General features: G+C 69.3%; 17 protein-coding genes. 11 read left to right on the forward strand and 6 right to left on the reverse strand.

The window, feature by feature from the left end; all coding sequences use genetic code 11:
* Positions 1–100: 100 nt before the first annotated feature.
* Together AC1PPL_RS14575 and AC1PPL_RS14580 are read right to left on the reverse strand one after the other, a co-directional pair.
* Positions 101–520, reverse strand: coding sequence for a DUF3703 domain-containing protein (locus AC1PPL_RS14575; RefSeq protein WP_479973581.1), 420 nt, complete (start codon positions 518–520; stop codon positions 101–103).
* Positions 517–2538 (reverse strand): heavy metal translocating P-type ATPase, encoded by a 2022-nt coding sequence (locus AC1PPL_RS14580; RefSeq protein WP_479973582.1) that lies wholly within the window; start codon positions 2536–2538, stop codon positions 517–519. The genes AC1PPL_RS14575 and AC1PPL_RS14580 overlap by 4 nt, the downstream gene beginning before the upstream one ends.
* A 40-nt stretch (positions 2539–2578) precedes the next feature.
* Between AC1PPL_RS14580 and AC1PPL_RS14585 the strand changes: the two genes are divergently transcribed.
* The 4 genes from AC1PPL_RS14585 (at position 2579) to AC1PPL_RS14600 (ending at position 5659) form a co-directional block, all read left to right on the forward strand.
* Positions 2579–3037: a MerR family transcriptional regulator gene (locus AC1PPL_RS14585; protein ID WP_015912858.1), complete on the forward strand. Its 459-nt coding sequence runs from the start codon at positions 2579–2581 to the stop codon at positions 3035–3037.
* Positions 3038–3146: 109 nt separating this feature from the next.
* On the forward strand, positions 3147–3956 hold the full coding sequence (locus AC1PPL_RS14590; protein WP_011805787.1) for an MlaE family ABC transporter permease: 810 nt from the start codon (positions 3147–3149) through the stop codon (positions 3954–3956).
* 15 nt (positions 3957–3971) lie between these two features.
* The gene (locus AC1PPL_RS14595; protein WP_252101067.1) at positions 3972–4982 is read left to right on the forward strand and encodes an MlaD family protein; all 1011 of its coding nucleotides are present in this window, start codon (positions 3972–3974) and stop codon (positions 4980–4982) included.
* On the forward strand, positions 4979–5659 hold the full coding sequence (locus AC1PPL_RS14600; protein ID WP_252101066.1) for a hypothetical protein: 681 nt from the start codon (positions 4979–4981) through the stop codon (positions 5657–5659). Before AC1PPL_RS14595 ends, AC1PPL_RS14600 begins: the two co-directional genes overlap by 4 nt.
* A 67-nt stretch (positions 5660–5726) precedes the next feature.
* Here AC1PPL_RS14600 and AC1PPL_RS14605 read toward each other — a convergent pair whose 3' ends face one another.
* The 4 genes from AC1PPL_RS14605 to AC1PPL_RS14620 form a co-directional block, all read right to left on the reverse strand.
* Positions 5727–5900, reverse strand: a complete 174-nt coding sequence (locus AC1PPL_RS14605; protein WP_011805784.1) for a hypothetical protein — start codon at positions 5898–5900, stop codon at positions 5727–5729.
* A 177-nt stretch (positions 5901–6077) separates the two neighbouring features.
* The gene (locus AC1PPL_RS14610) at positions 6078–7595 is read right to left on the reverse strand and encodes an NAD(P)H-hydrate dehydratase (protein WP_479973583.1); all 1518 of its coding nucleotides are present in this window, start codon (positions 7593–7595) and stop codon (positions 6078–6080) included.
* 41 nt (positions 7596–7636) lie between these two features.
* The gene (locus AC1PPL_RS14615) at positions 7637–8884 is read right to left on the reverse strand and encodes an FAD-dependent oxidoreductase (protein ID WP_479973584.1); all 1248 of its coding nucleotides are present in this window, start codon (positions 8882–8884) and stop codon (positions 7637–7639) included.
* A gap of 51 nt (positions 8885–8935) precedes the next feature.
* Positions 8936–10282 carry an amidase gene (locus AC1PPL_RS14620; RefSeq protein ID WP_479973585.1) on the reverse strand — a complete coding sequence of 449 codons (1347 nt, stop codon included), beginning with the start codon at positions 10280–10282 and terminating at the stop codon, positions 8936–8938.
* Positions 10283–10482: 200 nt separating this feature from the next.
* Between AC1PPL_RS14620 and rpsB the strand changes: the two genes are divergently transcribed.
* The 7 genes from rpsB (at position 10483) to ispC (ending at position 16450) form a co-directional block, all read left to right on the forward strand.
* Complete coding sequence (gene rpsB, locus AC1PPL_RS14625) at positions 10483–11235, forward strand: 30S ribosomal protein S2 (RefSeq protein ID WP_015912864.1); 753 nt, start codon at positions 10483–10485, stop codon at positions 11233–11235.
* A gap of 108 nt (positions 11236–11343) precedes the next feature.
* Positions 11344–12240, forward strand: coding sequence for a translation elongation factor Ts (gene tsf / locus AC1PPL_RS14630; protein ID WP_011805779.1), 897 nt, complete (start codon positions 11344–11346; stop codon positions 12238–12240).
* 57 nt (positions 12241–12297) lie between these two features.
* Entirely contained in the window at positions 12298–13020 is a 723-nt protein-coding gene (gene pyrH / locus AC1PPL_RS14635; protein ID WP_011805778.1) for a UMP kinase, read from the forward strand.
* 48 nt (positions 13021–13068) lie between these two features.
* A complete protein-coding gene (frr, locus tag AC1PPL_RS14640; RefSeq protein ID WP_011805777.1) occupies positions 13069–13629 on the forward strand; it encodes a ribosome recycling factor in 561 nt (186 codons plus the stop codon).
* A gap of 28 nt (positions 13630–13657) precedes the next feature.
* Positions 13658–14392, forward strand: coding sequence for a polyprenyl diphosphate synthase (gene uppS / locus AC1PPL_RS14645; RefSeq protein WP_088887093.1), 735 nt, complete (start codon positions 13658–13660; stop codon positions 14390–14392).
* Between the two features lie 34 nt (positions 14393–14426).
* Positions 14427–15281: a phosphatidate cytidylyltransferase gene (locus tag AC1PPL_RS14650; RefSeq protein WP_103738359.1), complete on the forward strand. Its 855-nt coding sequence runs from the start codon at positions 14427–14429 to the stop codon at positions 15279–15281.
* Positions 15278–16450 (forward strand): 1-deoxy-D-xylulose-5-phosphate reductoisomerase, encoded by a 1173-nt coding sequence (gene ispC / locus AC1PPL_RS14655; RefSeq protein WP_015912867.1) that lies wholly within the window; start codon positions 15278–15280, stop codon positions 16448–16450. Before AC1PPL_RS14650 ends, ispC begins: the two co-directional genes overlap by 4 nt.
* The last annotated feature ends 1 nt before the right edge of the window (position 16451 follow it).

The following is a 16451-nucleotide window of genomic DNA, read 5'->3' on the forward strand; positions in this document are numbered from 1 at the left end:
CCACGGCATCGGTCGGTGTGTCTTGCGCTGGGTCAAATTCCCGTGTCTGGGTGGTGTGATGCTCCTAAAAGGTGAGCTGTTTACGCTTGTCAGGCGGGCGTTAGGGGTCGATTTGACTCATCTCTGGCGCACCCGGCGTGCCGGGGGGCTGGGTGGCCTGCATGGCTTCGGTGATGCATGCGCGCACGGCCACGCTGGGCACCATGGGCCGCAGCGCGGGCACGCTGGCACGGCCGATGTTGCCCTGCGGCAGCCGGCGCACCAGGTGGCCCACCAGCGTGAGGCCCAGCCGCGCCCATTGGCCCCGAGCCTCCGACGCGTCGCCCAACTGGCGCGCAAAGCGCAGCATTTGCCAGTGCGCGCGCCAGTGCAGGCCGAGGCGGTTCTGGCCCACCACATGGGCGGCCTCCAGGTAGCGCCAACGCTGTTCGGTGGGCGCATCCACGCTGGTGCGCCAGCGCTGCAGCAGGTAGTCGTAGGCGGCGCGCTGGCGGCTTTGTGGTGATTGGGGCATGGTCATGCGGCCTCCTTCGCCGCGATAGAGGCACCGCGGCGCAGGCGCAGCCCGTTGGCCACCACCAGCAGGCTCACGCCCATGTCGGCTGCCACGGCCATCCACATGCTGGCCATGCCCAGCAGCGCCAGGGTGAAGAACGCGGCCTTGATGCCCAGCGCCAGGGTGATGTTCTGCCACAGCACGGCGTGTGCGCGGCGTGCCAGCCGCACGGTGTCGGGAATGCGGCGCAGGTCGTCGTTCATGAGTACTACGTCGGCCGTCTCCATGGCCATGCCGGTGCTGTGTGCGCCGCCCATGGCGAAGCCCACGTCGGCCTGGGCCAGCGCGGGCGCATCGTTGATGCCGTCGCCCGCCATGGCGGTGGGGCCGCGCGTGCGCTGCAGCGCGGCCAGGGTGTCGAGCTTGTCCTGCGGCAGCAGGCCGCCGAGCGCGTCCTGCGCGTCGGTAATGCCCGCCTCGGCCGCGATGGCCTGTGCGGTGGCCGGGTTGTCGCCGCTCAACACCACCGGGTGCACGCCCAGCGCGCGCAGTTCGGCGATGGCCTGGCGCGCGTGGCCGCGCAGCGGGTCGGCCACGGCGAACAGCGCGCGCACGGCTTGCGCGTCGGCCAGCAAGGTGACGGTGCGGCCCTGCTGCTCCTGTTGGGCCAGGGCGTCTTCGAGCGCAGCGTCGGCCAGGCCTTGTTCGCGCATCAGGCGCAGGTTGCCCAGCCACCAGCGCTGGCCGCCCACCTCGGCCTGCACGCCGCGACCGGGCAGGGCCTGCAGGTTCTGCACACCGTTGTGGGGGGCCGCGGGCAGGCCGGCGGCGATGGCGCGCGAGACGGGGTGCTCAGACCGGCTGGCCAGCTGCCAAGCCACATCTGCCACGGCGTCGGCATCGGCGCCGTTCAGGGCACGCCACTGCACCAGGGCGGGGCTGCCGGTGGTCAGCGTGCCGGTCTTGTCCAGCGCCACCACGCGCAGGCCGCGCGCGGCCTCCAGCGCGCTGCCGCCCTTGATGAGGATGCCGCGCCGCGCGGCGGCCGTGAGCGCGCTGACCACCGTGACCGGCGTGGAGATGACCAGCGCGCAGGGGCAGGCGATGACCAGCAGCGCCAGCGCCTGGTAGGTGGACTGCGTCCAGGTCCAGCCCATCAGCGGGGGGGCCAGCAGCGCCAGCAGCACGGCCAGTGCGAACACGACGGGCGTGTAGATGGCGGCAAAGCGGTCCACGAAGCGCTGGATGGGGGCCTTGCTGGCCTGCGCCTGCTCCACCGCGCGCACGATGCGCGCAATCAGCGTGTCGCCGGGCGGGGTGTTCACCTGCATCAGCAGCTCGCCCTGCTGGTTCACGCTGCCCGCGTACAGCGGGTCGCCGGCGGCCTTGTCGGCCAGTTGGCTCTCGCCGGTGATGGGGGCCTGGTTCACGCTGCTGCTGCCGTGGGTGACGGTGCCGTCCAGCGGCACATGCGCGCCCGGGGCGATGCGCACAGTGGCACCCAGCGGCACCTGGTCCACGGGCAGGCTCAGGGAGCTGCCATTCGGCTGCAGCACGTCGGCCGTGGCGGGCGCCAGTTGCAGCAGCTGGCGTATGGCATGGCGCGCGCGGTCCATGGCGCCGTCCTCGATGCGCTCGGCCGCCACGTACAGCGCCATGACCATCGCTGCCTCGGGCCACTGGCCGATGAGGAAGGCGCCCGTCACCGCCACGGCCATGAGCGCGTGGATGCCCAGGCGCAGGCGCGCAAGGTCTTTGAGGCCCACCCGGTACACGCCCAGGCCCGACAGTGCAATCGCCACCACGGCCAGGGCCATGCCGGCGTAGTCCTGCTGCATCCAGTGCGCCGCCTCGGCGCCCGTGGCCAGGGCCAGCGCCGCGGCGATGCGCGGCCAACCGGGCAGGGTGCCGTGGTCGTGGCCGTCGCCCGCCGATGTGCTGCAGGCGCAACCGCTGCATGCGGATGCAGGCAAAGGAGGCAGGTTTGCCGCGCCCGGGCCATGGGAATGGGACGCGGAATGGGAGGAATGGCTTTGGCTCATGCCATGATTGGAAACCTTGAAGCCACTCCAAGGTCAAGCCATGCTGCGACAAAGCCCCCGCCACCGTATCGGTGATGCCGCCCGGCTCTCGGGCGTGCCACCTGCCAACATCCGCTATTACGAAAAGGAAGGCCTGCTGCCCGCGCAGACCCGCGCGGACAACCGCTACCGCCTCTACAGCGACGAGGAGGTCCACCGCATGCGCTTCGTGCGGCTGTGCCGCGCCATGGACATGTCGCTGCAGGAGGTGCGCGGCCTGCTGGCATTGGACGCCTGCAGTACCACCGACGGCCATGCCGCCTGCGTCACGCTGGACGAGCACCTGGCGCACGTGCGCACGCGCATGGCCGAGCTGGCGACGCTGGAGCAGGAACTGCTGTCGCTGCGCAGCCGTTGCGACGGCACGGGGGGGCAGTGCCACGTGATCGAGGCTTTGCACGCACGCGCCGATGCCGATCCCGTGCCGCCCGCAGGGCCGGCGGCCCGCAGGCATGTATGAGGCCCATGGCACAGGTTGCTATGGTGTTAATAGCTGCTAGCGCTTGCTGCATAAGCGCTAGCGGCTAATTTGTTACTTATCGAATGCAGCCTTCGCCTATGATCCGCGCATGAACGCCAGCCTGCACCCTTCCATCGTGCCCCGGCGCCTGTGGGCCCAGGCGCGGCGTTGGGCCGTGGCGTGGTGGCGCATCATCTACCTGGGCGCAGTGGTCATGGTGCTGATGCTCTCGCCGTCCAGCTACGGCCGCGCCACGCGCTGGCGGCTGGCGCGCCACATGTACCAGGACACCGCGCCCATCCTGCTGGGCTTCACGGTGCTGGCGGCGCTCATCAGTCTGGTCATCACGCGCATCGTGGTCGTCACGGCGCTCAGCTACGGCCTGTCGCGCTATGCGCTGGAGATGGTGATCCGCGTACTGGTGCTGGAGCTGATTCCGCTGACCGCCGCGCTGTTCGTGGCGATGCGCGCCACCATCCCCAACGGCACGCAGCTGGCGCTGATGCGCCAGTCGGGCCACCTCCAGGCTCTGCGCCAACGCGGCGCCGACCCCGTGCGCATGGAGCTGCTGCCGCGGGTGGTGGCCGGCGTGTATGCCAGCATCACGCTGGCGGCGCTGTCGTGCGTAGTGGCGCTGGTCATGGCCTACCTGGGCGTGTACGGGCTCAACACGGCGGGGCTGCCGGTGTACACGCGCATGTTCGGCCATGTGTTCGCGCCGCAGATCACGCTGGTGTTCGTGCTCAAGACCGTGTTCTTCAGCCTGGCCGTGGCGCTGATTCCCATGGCTTCGGGGCTCTACGAGAGCGGCGACGCACGCCAGGCCCAGCAGCCCGACTCGGAGCTGGGCGGCTTGGCGCGCATGTTCGCCGTGCTGCTGCTCATCGAGGTGATCTCGCTGATGGGCAATTACTACTGATTTCATGGCCACGCGATGACCGATCCGCAACGTCCCCAACCCCCGCTGTCCGAACCGCCGGCGAACGCGCCGGTCGAGCTGCTGCGGCCCGTGGCCCATCTGGAGCGCAAGGCCGCGGCGCTGCTGCTGTTCACGCTGGTGCTCGTGCTGGGTGCTGGCCTGTACCTGCTGTACGCGCGCGGCGCGTTCGAGCCCACGCAGCGGCTGGTGCTCACGGCCGAAGATTCCGAGGGCGTGGTCGTGGGCATGGACATGACGTTCTCGGGCTTTCCCATCGGCCGGGTGCGGCGCATCGAACTGGCCGAGACCGGCAACGTGCGCATCCTCATCGACGTGGCCCAGCGCGACGCGCACTGGCTGCGCACCTCCAGCGTGTTCACCCTGGTCAGCGGACTGGTGGGCGGCACCACCATCAAGGCCTACAGCGGCATGCTGGCCGACCCGCCGCTGGAGGACGGCGCCGAGCGACCCGTGCTGCGCGGCGACGCCACGGCGGAGATTCCCCAGCTCATGTCATCGGCACGCCAGCTGCTGGACAACCTGAACGCCATGACCGGCGCAGAGTCCGCCCTGGGCGGCGCCATGGCCCAGGTGCGCACGCTCACCGAGCGGCTCAACGCGCCTGGCGGCGCCCTGGGCGTGCTCATGGGCAACGAGGCGGACGCGAAGAAGATCCTCACCACGCTGGAGCGCACCAACCAGTTGCTCGCTCGCATCGATGGCATGGCCGCCAAGGCGGACAGGCAGGTCTTCGGTGCACAGGGCGACCCCGGCCTGGTGCCCGAGGTACGCGCCGCCGTGGTGCAGCTCAACGGTTTGCTGGCCGACGCGCGCCAGAGCCTCACCAAGGTGGACGCCGTGCTGGCCGAGGCCCAGGCCGTGGGCGCCAACGCGCGAGAGGCCACGACCGACCTGGGCGCATTGCGCGCCGAGGTGGAAGGCAGCCTGCGCAAGGTAGACGCGCTGGTGAACGAGATCAACCGCAAGTGGCCCTTTGCCCGCGAAACGGAGCTGAAACTGCCATGACCTCCCTGCAGCTTCTCTTGTGCCGGGGCTTGGCACCCGCGCTGGCCGTGGTGCTGTCGGCCTGCGCCGGCAAGGCGCCGGTGCCCGACTGGCAGATGAATGCCCACGGCGCGGCCGAGCGGGCGACCGAGGCCTACCTGTCCGGCAACACCCGCGTGGCCGACCAGGAATGGACCCGTGCACGCGCCGAGGTGGCACGCACCGGCCGGCCCGAGTTGCTGGCGCGGGTGGAGCTGATGCGCTGCGCCGCGCAGGTCGCCAGCCTGCAACTGCAGCCCTGCACGGCTTTCGAGCCGCTGCGCGCCGATGCGGCGCCGCCGGAGCGGGCCTATGCCGACTACCTGGCAGGCCGCGCCAAGGCCGCGCAGGCGGCGCTGCTGCCCGAGGCACAACGCGCCGCAGCAGCCAGCCCCCAGTCCATTGCCGGGATTGCCGACCCCTTGGCGCGCCTGGTGGCAGCGGGTGCGGCCGTGCGCGCCGGGCGCGCTACGCCGGAAGTCATGGTGGTGGCCACCGACACCGCCTCGGCGCAGGGCTGGCGCCGCCCGTTGATGGCCTGGCTGCTGCTGCGCGCCGAACGGGCGGGTGCGGCGGGCGATACCGCGTTGGAGGCCGCGCTGCGGCGGCGCGTCGCTGTGGTGGAAAGCGGCGGCGCACCCGCCAGCGCCGTGCCCTGAAGCCCGGCCCGGGCGGCCCGCAAAAAAGCCGCCCGAAGGCGGCTGGAGGGGAGGAGTGAGAGGGAGCTCAGTCGAAGACGCCAGCGGGAACGAGTTGCTCCAGCTGGCTGTGCACCTGCGAGTCGGCCACCTGGGTCGTCTGGTGGGGCACCAGGGTCATGACGCTGGCCGCGAAGGCCAGGACCACGGTGACCACAAAGGCCGCGTAGGCGCGCGATCCGGGGCGGAAATGGCGTTTCATGGCAGTACCTCAGGTGGGTGGAACACACGGTATGCATGCATACCAAGACATGGAGCGATTAAAGCGCTTCAGTCCGCATACCGTCTGTAAGACAAGGTAGATATGCGCAGCTTGGAAACCACCGTTACCGTTGGATGCAATCCCTCCGGCGGCTGGGCCGCGCGGCGCGCTGCGTGGTCAGCCTGCGTTCAGGGAGTGTGCGAGCGCTCCCGCGGTGAGGGAGCGCCCGGCGGGCCAGCGGTCGGCGGCAACGCCGTGCTCCCAGCAGGCGCGGCCCGCCGCCGCAAATGCCGCACCGGCCTGTGCAGGCTCCGCGGCCAGGCGCGCTCCCACCAGGCCGGCCAGCACGTCACCGGTGCCGCCCGTGGCCAGGCGTGCGTTGCCCGTGGGGTTGACGAGGGGCGTGCGCCCCGGTGCGGCAATCACGCTGCCCGAGCCCTTGAGCAGCACGGTGCAGCCGTACTGATCGGCCAGCGTGCGCGCGGCGGCCAGGCGGTCGGCCTGCACGGCGGCCGTGGTGCCGGCCAGCAGCCGCGCGGCCTCCAGGGGGTGCGGAGTCAGCACGGTGGGGCGGCCCTGCCGGCCACGCTCGCGCAGCAGATGCTGCAGATGGGGGTCGGCGGCCACGGCGTTCAGCGCGTCTGCGTCCAGCACCAGGCGTGCCGATTGCTGCAGGACGTCTGGCAGCACGGCCGCCACGGCCGCGCCGCCGCCGCAGCCGCAGACCACGGTGGCGTGGTCCAGCGCCAGCGCGTCACAACGGCGCAGCATCAGTTCAGGCTGCTGCGGCAGGGCGGGGAGTGCGCCGGCGTCCAGCAGCGCCACCATCACGCGGCCCGCGCCGGCGTGCAACGCCGCGCTGGCGGCTAAAAGGGCTGCACCGGTCATGCCCATGCCGCGCGCCTGCAGGCCTTCGCCGCCGATGACGGCCACGTCGCCGTAGCTGCCCTTGTGGCTGGCATGGGCGCGCACGGCCGGGGCGGGGGGGCCGGTGAGCCAGGCGCAAGGGGTTTCGGTTGATGCCGGCACGCCCAGGTCATCAAACCACACGCTGCCCGCTGCGTCGCGGCCCTGGCCGGTGAACAGGCCTGGCTTGAGCGTGAGCAGGCTCAGCGTGTGGCGCGCCGCCGTGGCACCTGGATGGGCCGGCGCCAGCCCCGGGATGTACTGGCCTGATTCCGCTACCAGGCCGGAGGGCAGGTCCACACACAGCGTGGGTGCCGCGCAGGCGTGCATGCGGGCCAGCCATTGCAGCAGCCGCGCGTCGGGCCTGCGGGGGCGCGGATCGGCGCTCAGGCCGATGCCCAGCAGCGCATCCACGCACAGGTCCTGCGGACCGAGGGAGGGCGGCTCAGCCGCGAACGGCACGCCGGCCTCTTGTGCGCGCTGCCAGGACTGGCGCGCGTCGGCAGGCGCCGTTTCGGGCGTTCCCAGCCAGGTCACCACGACCGGGTGGCCCCCGCGGTGCAGCAGCAGGGCGGCCTCCAGCCCATCGCCGCCGTTGTTGCCGCCGCCGCAGGCGAACCAGAAGGTGCGCGCATGCGGAGCCAGCGCGAGCGCCAACCGGGCCGTGGCCTGGCCGGCGCGCTGCATCAGCGTGTGGGGCGCGAGGGCAGCGGCGGCGCAGGCCTCCAGGCAGCGCGTGGCCGCGGTGTCGAACAGGGGATGGGGCCGGTCAGGTGCGATGCGCTGCATGCCCGGCATTGTGGCGCCGGGTGGGGGCCGTGCAAAGCGCGCTAGAAGCGCTGCGGCGCAAAGGGCTGCAGGTCAATCGCGGGGGTGCGCTGGGCGATCAGGTCCGCCAGGGCGCGGGCACTGCCACAGGCCTGGGCCCAGCCGCAAGCGCCGTGGCCGGTGTTGATCCACAGGCCGGACACACCGCTCGCGCCGATGGCGGGGGCGCCATCGGTCAGCGTGGGGCGCGCGCCGCGCCAGACCTGCACTTGCGGGGACGAGGTGAGCGCGCCGCCCGGGAACCAGCCCGACAGCGCGAGGTAGAGCGTCTGCAGCGTGGGCGCGTGGTGGCTGCCGTTGCTGTGCCCGATCTCGGCGCCGCCGGACACACGCACGCGCTGACCCTGGCGGGTGATGGTGATGCGGTGCAGCGGATCGATCACCGAGCCCTGGGGTGCATGGCTGTCCTCGCGCACCGGCGCGCTGACGGTGTAGCCATGGACGGCCTCCAGGGGCAGGTGGCGCCCCAGCGGGCGCAGCAGCGCGGCGCTGGCCACGCCGGCGCACAGCACCACGGCGTCGGCCTGGCGCGGGGCGGCTTCGCCTACGACGTGGACGCCGGGCGGCGATGCGCTGAGAGAGCGGACATGCGCGCCGAACACGAACTGTGCGCCGCGCTCCTGCGCCGCGTGGCGCAGGATCTGCGCAAACAGCCGGCAGTTGCCGGACTCGCCATCCGGTACATGCACGGCGCCCGCCAGCGGCACGTCGGTGGACAGGCCGGGCTCGATGAGCCGCGCGGTGTCGGCATCCACATCGCGCAGGCCCACGCCTGCGTCGCGCAGCACCTTCAGCGCGGGCTGCAGGCGCTCCACATCTTCGGGGCGGCGCAGCAGCACCAGAGTGCCGCGGCTGGTTTCCAGGTCCACGACCCATTGGTGGATGAGTTCGCGCGTGCGTGCCAGGCTGTAGCGGCCCAGACCTTCCAGCGCGGCCAGCCGCGCCGTCGTCTCGGGCCGGCGACCCGCCTGGGACCAGCGCCAGCGCCAGCGCCGGCCTGCCATGCCGGCGCCGCGTACCAGGCGCAGCGTGGCATCGCGGCTCCAAGGCCAGCGGCCGAGCGGCCCGCCCAGGCCCGGCGCCGCCCACGGCATGAGTAGCGAGGGCGCCAGCAGGCCGGAGCTGCCGAAGCTCGCCTCCTCTGCCGCGGCGCCGCGCTGCTCGACCACGGTGACCTGATGGCCGTCCGCGGCCAGTTCATAAGCAGTGGCCGCGCCGACGATGCCGGCGCCCACGATGATGATGTGCATGAAAATTGAAGCGAAATATGCCTCTAGCGCCCGTAGGATAAGCGCTAGTAGCTATTGTTTTTGTAGTTCTTGTTCGATCAGCAGGCCGATGTTCAGCACCGGGTCATCGCGCAGTGCGCCGTGCCACACCATCAGGCCCACGGGCAGTTCGCCCGCTTCGTGGCAGGGCAGGGACAGGGCGCAGCCGTCCAGCATGTTGACCACGCTGGTGTTGCGCAGCAGCAATCCGTTGACGCGAAAGAACTCCGCGTCGCGCTCGCTGCCCGGCGCGACCGATGCGATGGGGGGCGCCACGATGGGCACGGTGGGCGAGAGCAGGGCGTCGAAGTCGGCCATGGCGGTCTGCATGCGTGCGATCCAGGCGCGCCGCGCGTGCAGCAGATCGATGTAGTCGGCCGCGGACATGCCAGCGCCGCGCTCGATGCGGTTCTTCACGCGCGGATCGTAGGCGTTGCCGTGCCGTGCCAGCAGCGTGCGGTGCCAGGCGTAGCTTTCGGCGGCGGAAAAACCGCCGGTGGCGTTCACATCGGCCAACTGGGCGCTTTCTGGCAGGGCAATCTCGGTGATCTGCGCGCCGGCCGCGCGCAGGCGTGACAGTGTGCGGTCGAAGGCGCGTGCCACGGTGGCGTCCAGTCCGTCCAGGAACAGTGTGGCGGGTACGGCCAGCCGCCAGGCCGACAGCGGTGCGGGGCTGCGCGTGACGCGCCGTGCCGCCAGGATCTCGTGCGCCACCACGGCATCGCGTACCGTGCGGGTGAGTGCGCAGGCCGTGTCCAGCGTGGTGGACAAGGGGACAGCGCCTTCTGTGGGCACGAGGCGCGCGGTGTTCTTGAAACCCACGATGCCGTTCAGCGCGGCCGGGATACGGATCGAGCCGCCCGTATCGGAGCCCAGGCCAATGAAGGCCGCGCCCGTGGCCACCGACACCCCGGCGCCCGACGACGAGCCCCCGCACACCCGCGCAGGGCAGGGCAGCGCGCCGTGGCGGGCGTCAAATGCGGCGGGCGTGCCGAAGTGCGGATTCACACCCACGCCGGAGAAGGCGAACTCCACCATGTGCGTGCGGCCGATGAACGCTGCGCCCGCGCGGCGCAGGCGCGCCACGGCCGGGCTGTCGGCCGGCGCGGGTGGCGCATCCCGCAACACGGTGGAGCCTGCGGCGGTGGTCATGCCCTGGATGTCGAACAGGTCCTTGACCGAGACGGCAAGGCCCGCCAGCGGCAGACGCTCCACGCCGGGCACGGCGGCTGCTGCGCGGGCCTGGTCGTAGCTGGTCTGGCGGAACACATGGGCGCAGGTGGGCCCTTCGGCGGCGGCGATGCAGCGCTCGATTTCATCGCGTGCGCTGCTGTGCCCGGCAGCTACGTGGCTGCGGGTAGAGACGAGGTCAGCCAACATGGGGATATGCTAGAATCTTTGGGTTTTGCTGAGAGCTGCGCCGCCGCCGTGCTGCCAGGCACTATGCAGAACTTAATCGCAAACCAGCCCTCTCAAGGTGTTGCCCTCTGCCCTCTCGTGGGACTGCAAGTTCCACGCAAGAGCGATTCAGTGGGCAAGTATTGAGGCTGGATTTTAGACCCAACCTTCGGAGAAACCTCATGTCCGTCACCATGCGTGAAATGCTGGAAGCCGGTGTCCACTTTGGCCACCAAACGCGCTTCTGGAACCCCAAGATGGCCCCCTTCATCTTCGGCCATCGCAACAAGATTCACATCATCAACCTGGAAAAGTCGCTGCCGATGTTCCAGGAGGCGCAGAAGTTCGCCAAGCAGTTGGCTGCCAACCGCGGCACGATCCTGATGGTCGGCACCAAGCGCCAGGCCCGCGAACTGGTGGCCGAGCAGGCCCAGCGCGCTGGCGTGCCCTATGTCGACCAGCGCTGGCTGGGCGGCATGCTGACCAACTTCAAGACCGTCAAGACCTCCATCAAGCGCCTGAAGGACATGAAGGCACAGCAGGAAGCCGGCCTGGAGTCCATGAGCAAGAAGGAGCAGCTGATGTTCTCGCGCGAGCTGGAAAAGCTCGAGAAGGACATCGGGGGCATTCAGGACATGGCTGCGCTGCCCGACGCCATCTTCGTGATCGACGTGGGCTACCACAAGATCGCCGTGTCCGAAGCCAAGAAGCTGGGCATCCCGCTGATCGGCGTGGTGGACTCCAACCACTCGCCCGAGGGTATCGACTATGTGATCCCCGGTAACGACGACTCGGCCAAGGCTGTGGCTCTGTACGCTCGCGGCATCGCCGACGCTATCCTTGACGGCCGTGCCAACGCCGTGACGGAAGTGGCCAAGGCTGTGGCTGCCGAAGGCTCCGACGAATTCGTGGAAGTGGACGAGAACGCCGCCTAAGTCAAGGGCTGCGCGATGCGTCGCAAAAAAAGCGGGGCCCCTGGTGAGCCCCCTTTTTTTTAGCTTCTGATCCTGTAACGAACTGAACTCAAAAACTGGAGAAACACGATGGCTGCAATTACCGCAAGCATGGTTGCCGAACTGCGTGGCAAGACCGATGCCCCCATGATGGAATGCAAGAAGGCCCTGACCGAGGCCGACGGCGACATGGCCAAGGCCGAAGAGCTGCTGCGCGTCAAGCTGGGCACCAAGGCCGGCAAGGCTGCTTCCCGCGTGACGGCCGAAGGCGTGGTGGCATCGTTCATCAACGGCAACGTGGGTGCGCTGATCGAAGTGAACAGCGAAACCGACTTCGTGTCCAAGAACGACAGCTTCATCGCCATGGCCAACGCCGCCGCCAAGCTGGTCGCGGAACACAACCCCGCCGACATCGAAGCCCTGGGCCAATTGGCCTATGAGCAGGACGGCTTCGGCCCCACCCTGGAAGATGTGCGCAAGGGCCTGATCGGCAAGATCGGCGAGAACATGTCTTTCCGTCGTTTCAAGCGTTTCAGCGGCTCCAACCTGGCCGCCTACCTGCACGGCTCGCGCATCGGCGTGGTGGTGGAGTTCGACGGCGATGCCGTGGCCGCCAAGGACGTGGCCATGCATGTGGCAGCCATGAAGCCCGTGGCGCTGACCAGCGCCGACGTGCCTGCCGACCTGATCGCCAAGGAGCGTGCCGTGGCCGAGGGCAAGGCCGCCGAGTCCGGCAAGCCGGCCGATATCGCCGCCAAGATGGTCGAAGGCTCGGTGCAGAAGTACCTCAAGGAAGTCTCGCTGGCCGACCAGGTCTTCGTGAAGGCCGCCGATGGCAAGCAGACCGTGGCCCAGATGCTCAAGGCCGCCAACACCACGGTGAAGGGCTTCACCCTGTACGTGGTGGGCGAGGGCATCGAGAAGAAGGTGGACGATTTCGCCGCCGAGGTGGCTGCGCAAGTCGCTGCCGCCAAGTCGGGCGCCTGATAGCGCCTGCCGCCCACGCCCTTCATCCCCCCAGTCCAGCCTTACGGAGAATTGCCCATGACCCTCGCCACGCCAGCCCACAAGCGCATCCTGCTCAAGTTGTCTGGTGAGGCGCTGATGGGCGATGACGCATTCGGCATCAACCGTGCCACGATCGTGCGCATGGTCGAGGAGATCGCCGAGGTCACCCGCCTGGGCGTGCAAGTGGCGGTGGTGATCGGCGGGGGCAACATCTTCCGCGGTGTGGCGGGTGGGTCCGTGGGCATGGACCGCGCCACGGCCGACTACATGGGCATGCTGGCCACCGTGATGAACGCGCTGGCCCTGGCGGACGCCATGGACAAGCAGGGGCTGACGGCCCGCGTGATGTCCGCCATCGGCATCGAGCAGGTGGTGGAGCCCTACGTGCGTCCCAAGGCGCTGCAGTACCTCGAAGAGGGCAAAGTGGTGGTGTTCGCCGCCGGAACCGGCAACCCCTTCTTCACCACCGACACGGCCGCCGCGCTGCGCGGCGCCGAGATCGGCGCCGAGGTGGTGCTTAAGGCGACCAAGGTCGACGGCGTGTACACGGCCGATCCGATGAAGGACCCGTCGGCCACCCGCTATGCCAAGCTCACGTTCGACGAGGCCATGAGCCGCAACCTGGGCATCCTGGACGCGACGGCCTTTGCCCTGTGCCGCGACCAGAAGCTGCCGATCCGCGTGTTCTCCATCGTGAAACATGGCGCGCTGAAGCGCGTGGTGATGGGCGAAGACGAAGGCACGTTGGTGTACGCTTGATGGCTTTGCCGCGCCTGGCCTGATTGCCCGCTTGCAGAGGAACCACACATGACGATTGCCGACATCAAGAAGACGACCGAGGCGAAGATGGACCAGTCCATCGCCGCCTTCAAGAACAACCTGGCCAAGATCCGCACCGGCCGCGCCAACCCGCAGCTGCTCGACACGATCCATGTTGAGTACTACGGATCCATGGTGCCGTTGTCCCAGGTGGCCAACGTGGCCTTGCTCGACGCGCGCACCATCAGTGTGCAGCCCTGGGAAAAGAACATGGGTGCCAAGATCGAGAAGGCGATCCGTGAAAGCGATCTGGGGCTGAACCCGGCCTCCATGGGCGACCTGATCCGCGTGCCCATGCCGCCGATGAGTGAAGAGCGCCGCAAGGAGATGACCAAGCTGGCGCGCAGCGAAGGCGAGGGCGCCAAGGTGGCCATCCGCAACCTGCGCCGCGATGCCAATGAGGGCGTCAAGAAGCTGGTCAAGGACAAGCTCGCCTCCGAGGACGACCAAAAGCGCGCCGAGGCCGATGTGCAGAAAACCACCGACAAGCACATTGCAGAGATCGATGCCTTGGTGGCGGCCAAGGAGCAGGAAATCATGGCGATCTGATCCGGTTTTGCGGATCGATCCTGGATTCATGCCCACCGTGCAGGGAGCCATTCCCCACCACATTGCCATCGTCATGGATGGCAACGGCCGCTGGGCGACGCGCCGCTTCCTGCCGCGCCTGGCGGGGCATCGGCAGGGCGTGGAATCGCTGCGGCGCTGCGTGCATGCCTGCGTCCAACGCGGCGTGGGCGTGCTTACCGTGTTCGCGTTTTCCTCCGAGAACTGGAACCGTCCGGCGGACGAGGTGTCCGGTCTCATGGATCTGCTTGCCAAGGCGCTGACACGTGAGGTGCCACAACTGGCCCGGGATGGCGTGCAGGTGCACTTCGTGGGGGAAAAATCGGGCATTTCGGCGCAGGTGCGCGAAGGGCTTCAGCGTGCCGAGGCGGCCACCGCAGGCAATCAGCGCCTGGTGCTCAATGTCTGCTTCAACTACGGCGGCCGCTGGGACATCACGCAGGCCGCAGCTGCGCTTGCAGCGCGGGGCGAGCCCATCACCGAGGCCAGCCTGCATGCCGCCATGGGCATGGCCCATGTGCCCGATCCGGATCTGCTGATCCGAACCGGTGGCGAGCGGCGCATCAGCAACTTCCTGCTGTGGCAGGCCGCCTATACCGAACTGTATTTCAGTGACCGCCTGTGGCCAGATTTCGACGAGGCCGCACTGGATGAAGCCATCGCGGACTTCGCGGCGCGCGAGCGCCGCTTTGGCCAAACCTCCGACCAGGTACAAGCGCAGCAGCCCGGTTCGCTGCGTGCCTGATTCCGTCCACCGCACATCGCTGAAGGGGGCCTGGATGCTCAAGCAACGTGTCATCACCGCGTTGGTCCTGCTGGCCATTCTGTTGCCGGCATTGTTCTATCCCTCGTTCGTGCCCTTTGCCGTGGTGACGCTGGTCATGATGGCTGCGGCGGCGTGGGAATGGGGTCGGCTCAACGGCCTCGGCGGCGGCGCCAGCATCGGCCTGGGGGCGGCGTGTGTAGTGCTGTGCGGCCTCGGGTGGGCCGCGGGCTGGCTGCACCAGCCGCTGCCCTGGCTGTGGCTGGTGGGCGGCGCTGCCTGGGTGCTGGGCGGGGCCGCCTTGCTGCGCGTGGGCGTGGCCGGCTGGCCGCAGCTGCCGCGCGGGCTGCGCGTGGCCGGGGGCGTGCTGGCGCTGTGGATGGCCTGGCTGGCCGTGGCCCAGGCGCGCGTGGTGGGGGTCAATTTCCTTCTGTCGGTTCTGACCCTGGTGTGGGCGGCCGATATCTTTGCCTACTTTGCCGGCCGCGCTTTTGGCCTGCGCTTCACGCGCAACAAGCTGGCTCCCTCTATCAGCCCCGGCAAGAGCTGGGAAGGGGTGTGGGGTGGCATGCTGGGTGTGCTGGTGCTGGCAGCGGCCTGGACCGCGGCCGATGGGGCCTGGCAGGCCAGCGTGCCCAGCCTGTACTCACGCCTGGCAGCCCAGGGCGTATGGCTGCTGGTCGTTGGCGCATTGTTCATGGCCGCCATGAGCGTGGTAGGCGACCTGGTGGAGTCGCTCATTAAGCGCAGCGCCGGTGTCAAGGACAGCAGCGGCCTGCTGCCCGGCCACGGCGGCGTACTGGACCGCATCGATGCGCTGCTGCCCACGCTGCCCCTGGCCATGATGCTTTCTCATTTCGCATCCGCATGAAACAACGTCTCACGGTGCTGGGTTCCACGGGATCCATCGGCACCAGCACCCTCGACGTGGTGGCACGCCACCCCGATCGCTACGAAGTCTTTGCGCTGAGCGCGGCCACGCAGGTGGACCTGATGCTGGCGCAGTGCGCGCAGTTCCGTCCGCGCTATGCGGTGATGGCCAGCAGTGCGCATGCGCGCCAGCTGGCAGACAAACTGCAGCAGAGCGGCTTGCCCACCGAGGTGCTGCAAACACCCGATGCGCTGCAAGCCATTGCCTCCCACGAAGAGGTGGACGCGGTCATGGCGGCCATCGTGGGCGCGGCGGGCCTGGCGCCGTGCCTGGCGGCCGCGCGTGCGGGCAAGCGCCTGCTGCTGGCCAACAAGGAGGCGCTGGTCGTCGGGGGCGAGGTGTTCATGGCCGCGGTGCGCGAAGGCGGCGCCACGCTGCTGCCCATCGACAGCGAGCATTCCGCCATCTTCCAGAGCCTGCCCGAAGACCCCGCCACCTGGCCGCGGCGCGTGGACCACGTGCTGCTCACCGCGTCGGGCGGGCCGTTTCGCACGCGCGACCCGGCCACGCTGCGCGACGTGACGCCGGCGCAGGCCTGCGCGCATCCCAACTTCTCGATGGGCCGCAAGATTTCCATCGACTCGGCCACGATGATGAACAAGGCGCTGGAGGTGATCGAGGCGCGCTGGCTGTTCAACCTGGCGCCCGAGCAGATCAAGGTGGTCATCCACCCGCAGCAGATCATCCACTCCATGGTGCAGTTCGTGGACGCGTCCATCATTGCCCAGTTGGGCACGCCCGATATGCGCGTGCCCATCGCCTGTGGCCTGGCCTGGCCCGAGCGGGTGGAAAGCGGCGCGGCACCCCTGGATTTCACGCAACTGGCGGCGCTGACCTTCGAAGAAGCGGATGCCACGCGCTTTCCTGGCCTGCACCTGTCCTGGCAGGCGTTGCGCGCGGCGCCCGGCACCACGGCCGTGCTCAATGCCGCCAACGAGGTGGCAGTGGCGGCTTTCCTGGAGCAGCGCATACGTTTCGACCAGATCCATGCGCTCAACCTTGCAACTTTGGAAGCCGTCGAACCGTCCAACCCGGACTCGCTGGACGCACTGCTGGCGCTGGATGCGCGCACGCGTGCGCGGTCCGCGGAGCTGATGGCGCGCCTGTGAG

The sequence above is a fragment of the Diaphorobacter sp. B2A2W2 genome (genome assembly GCF_056730635.1).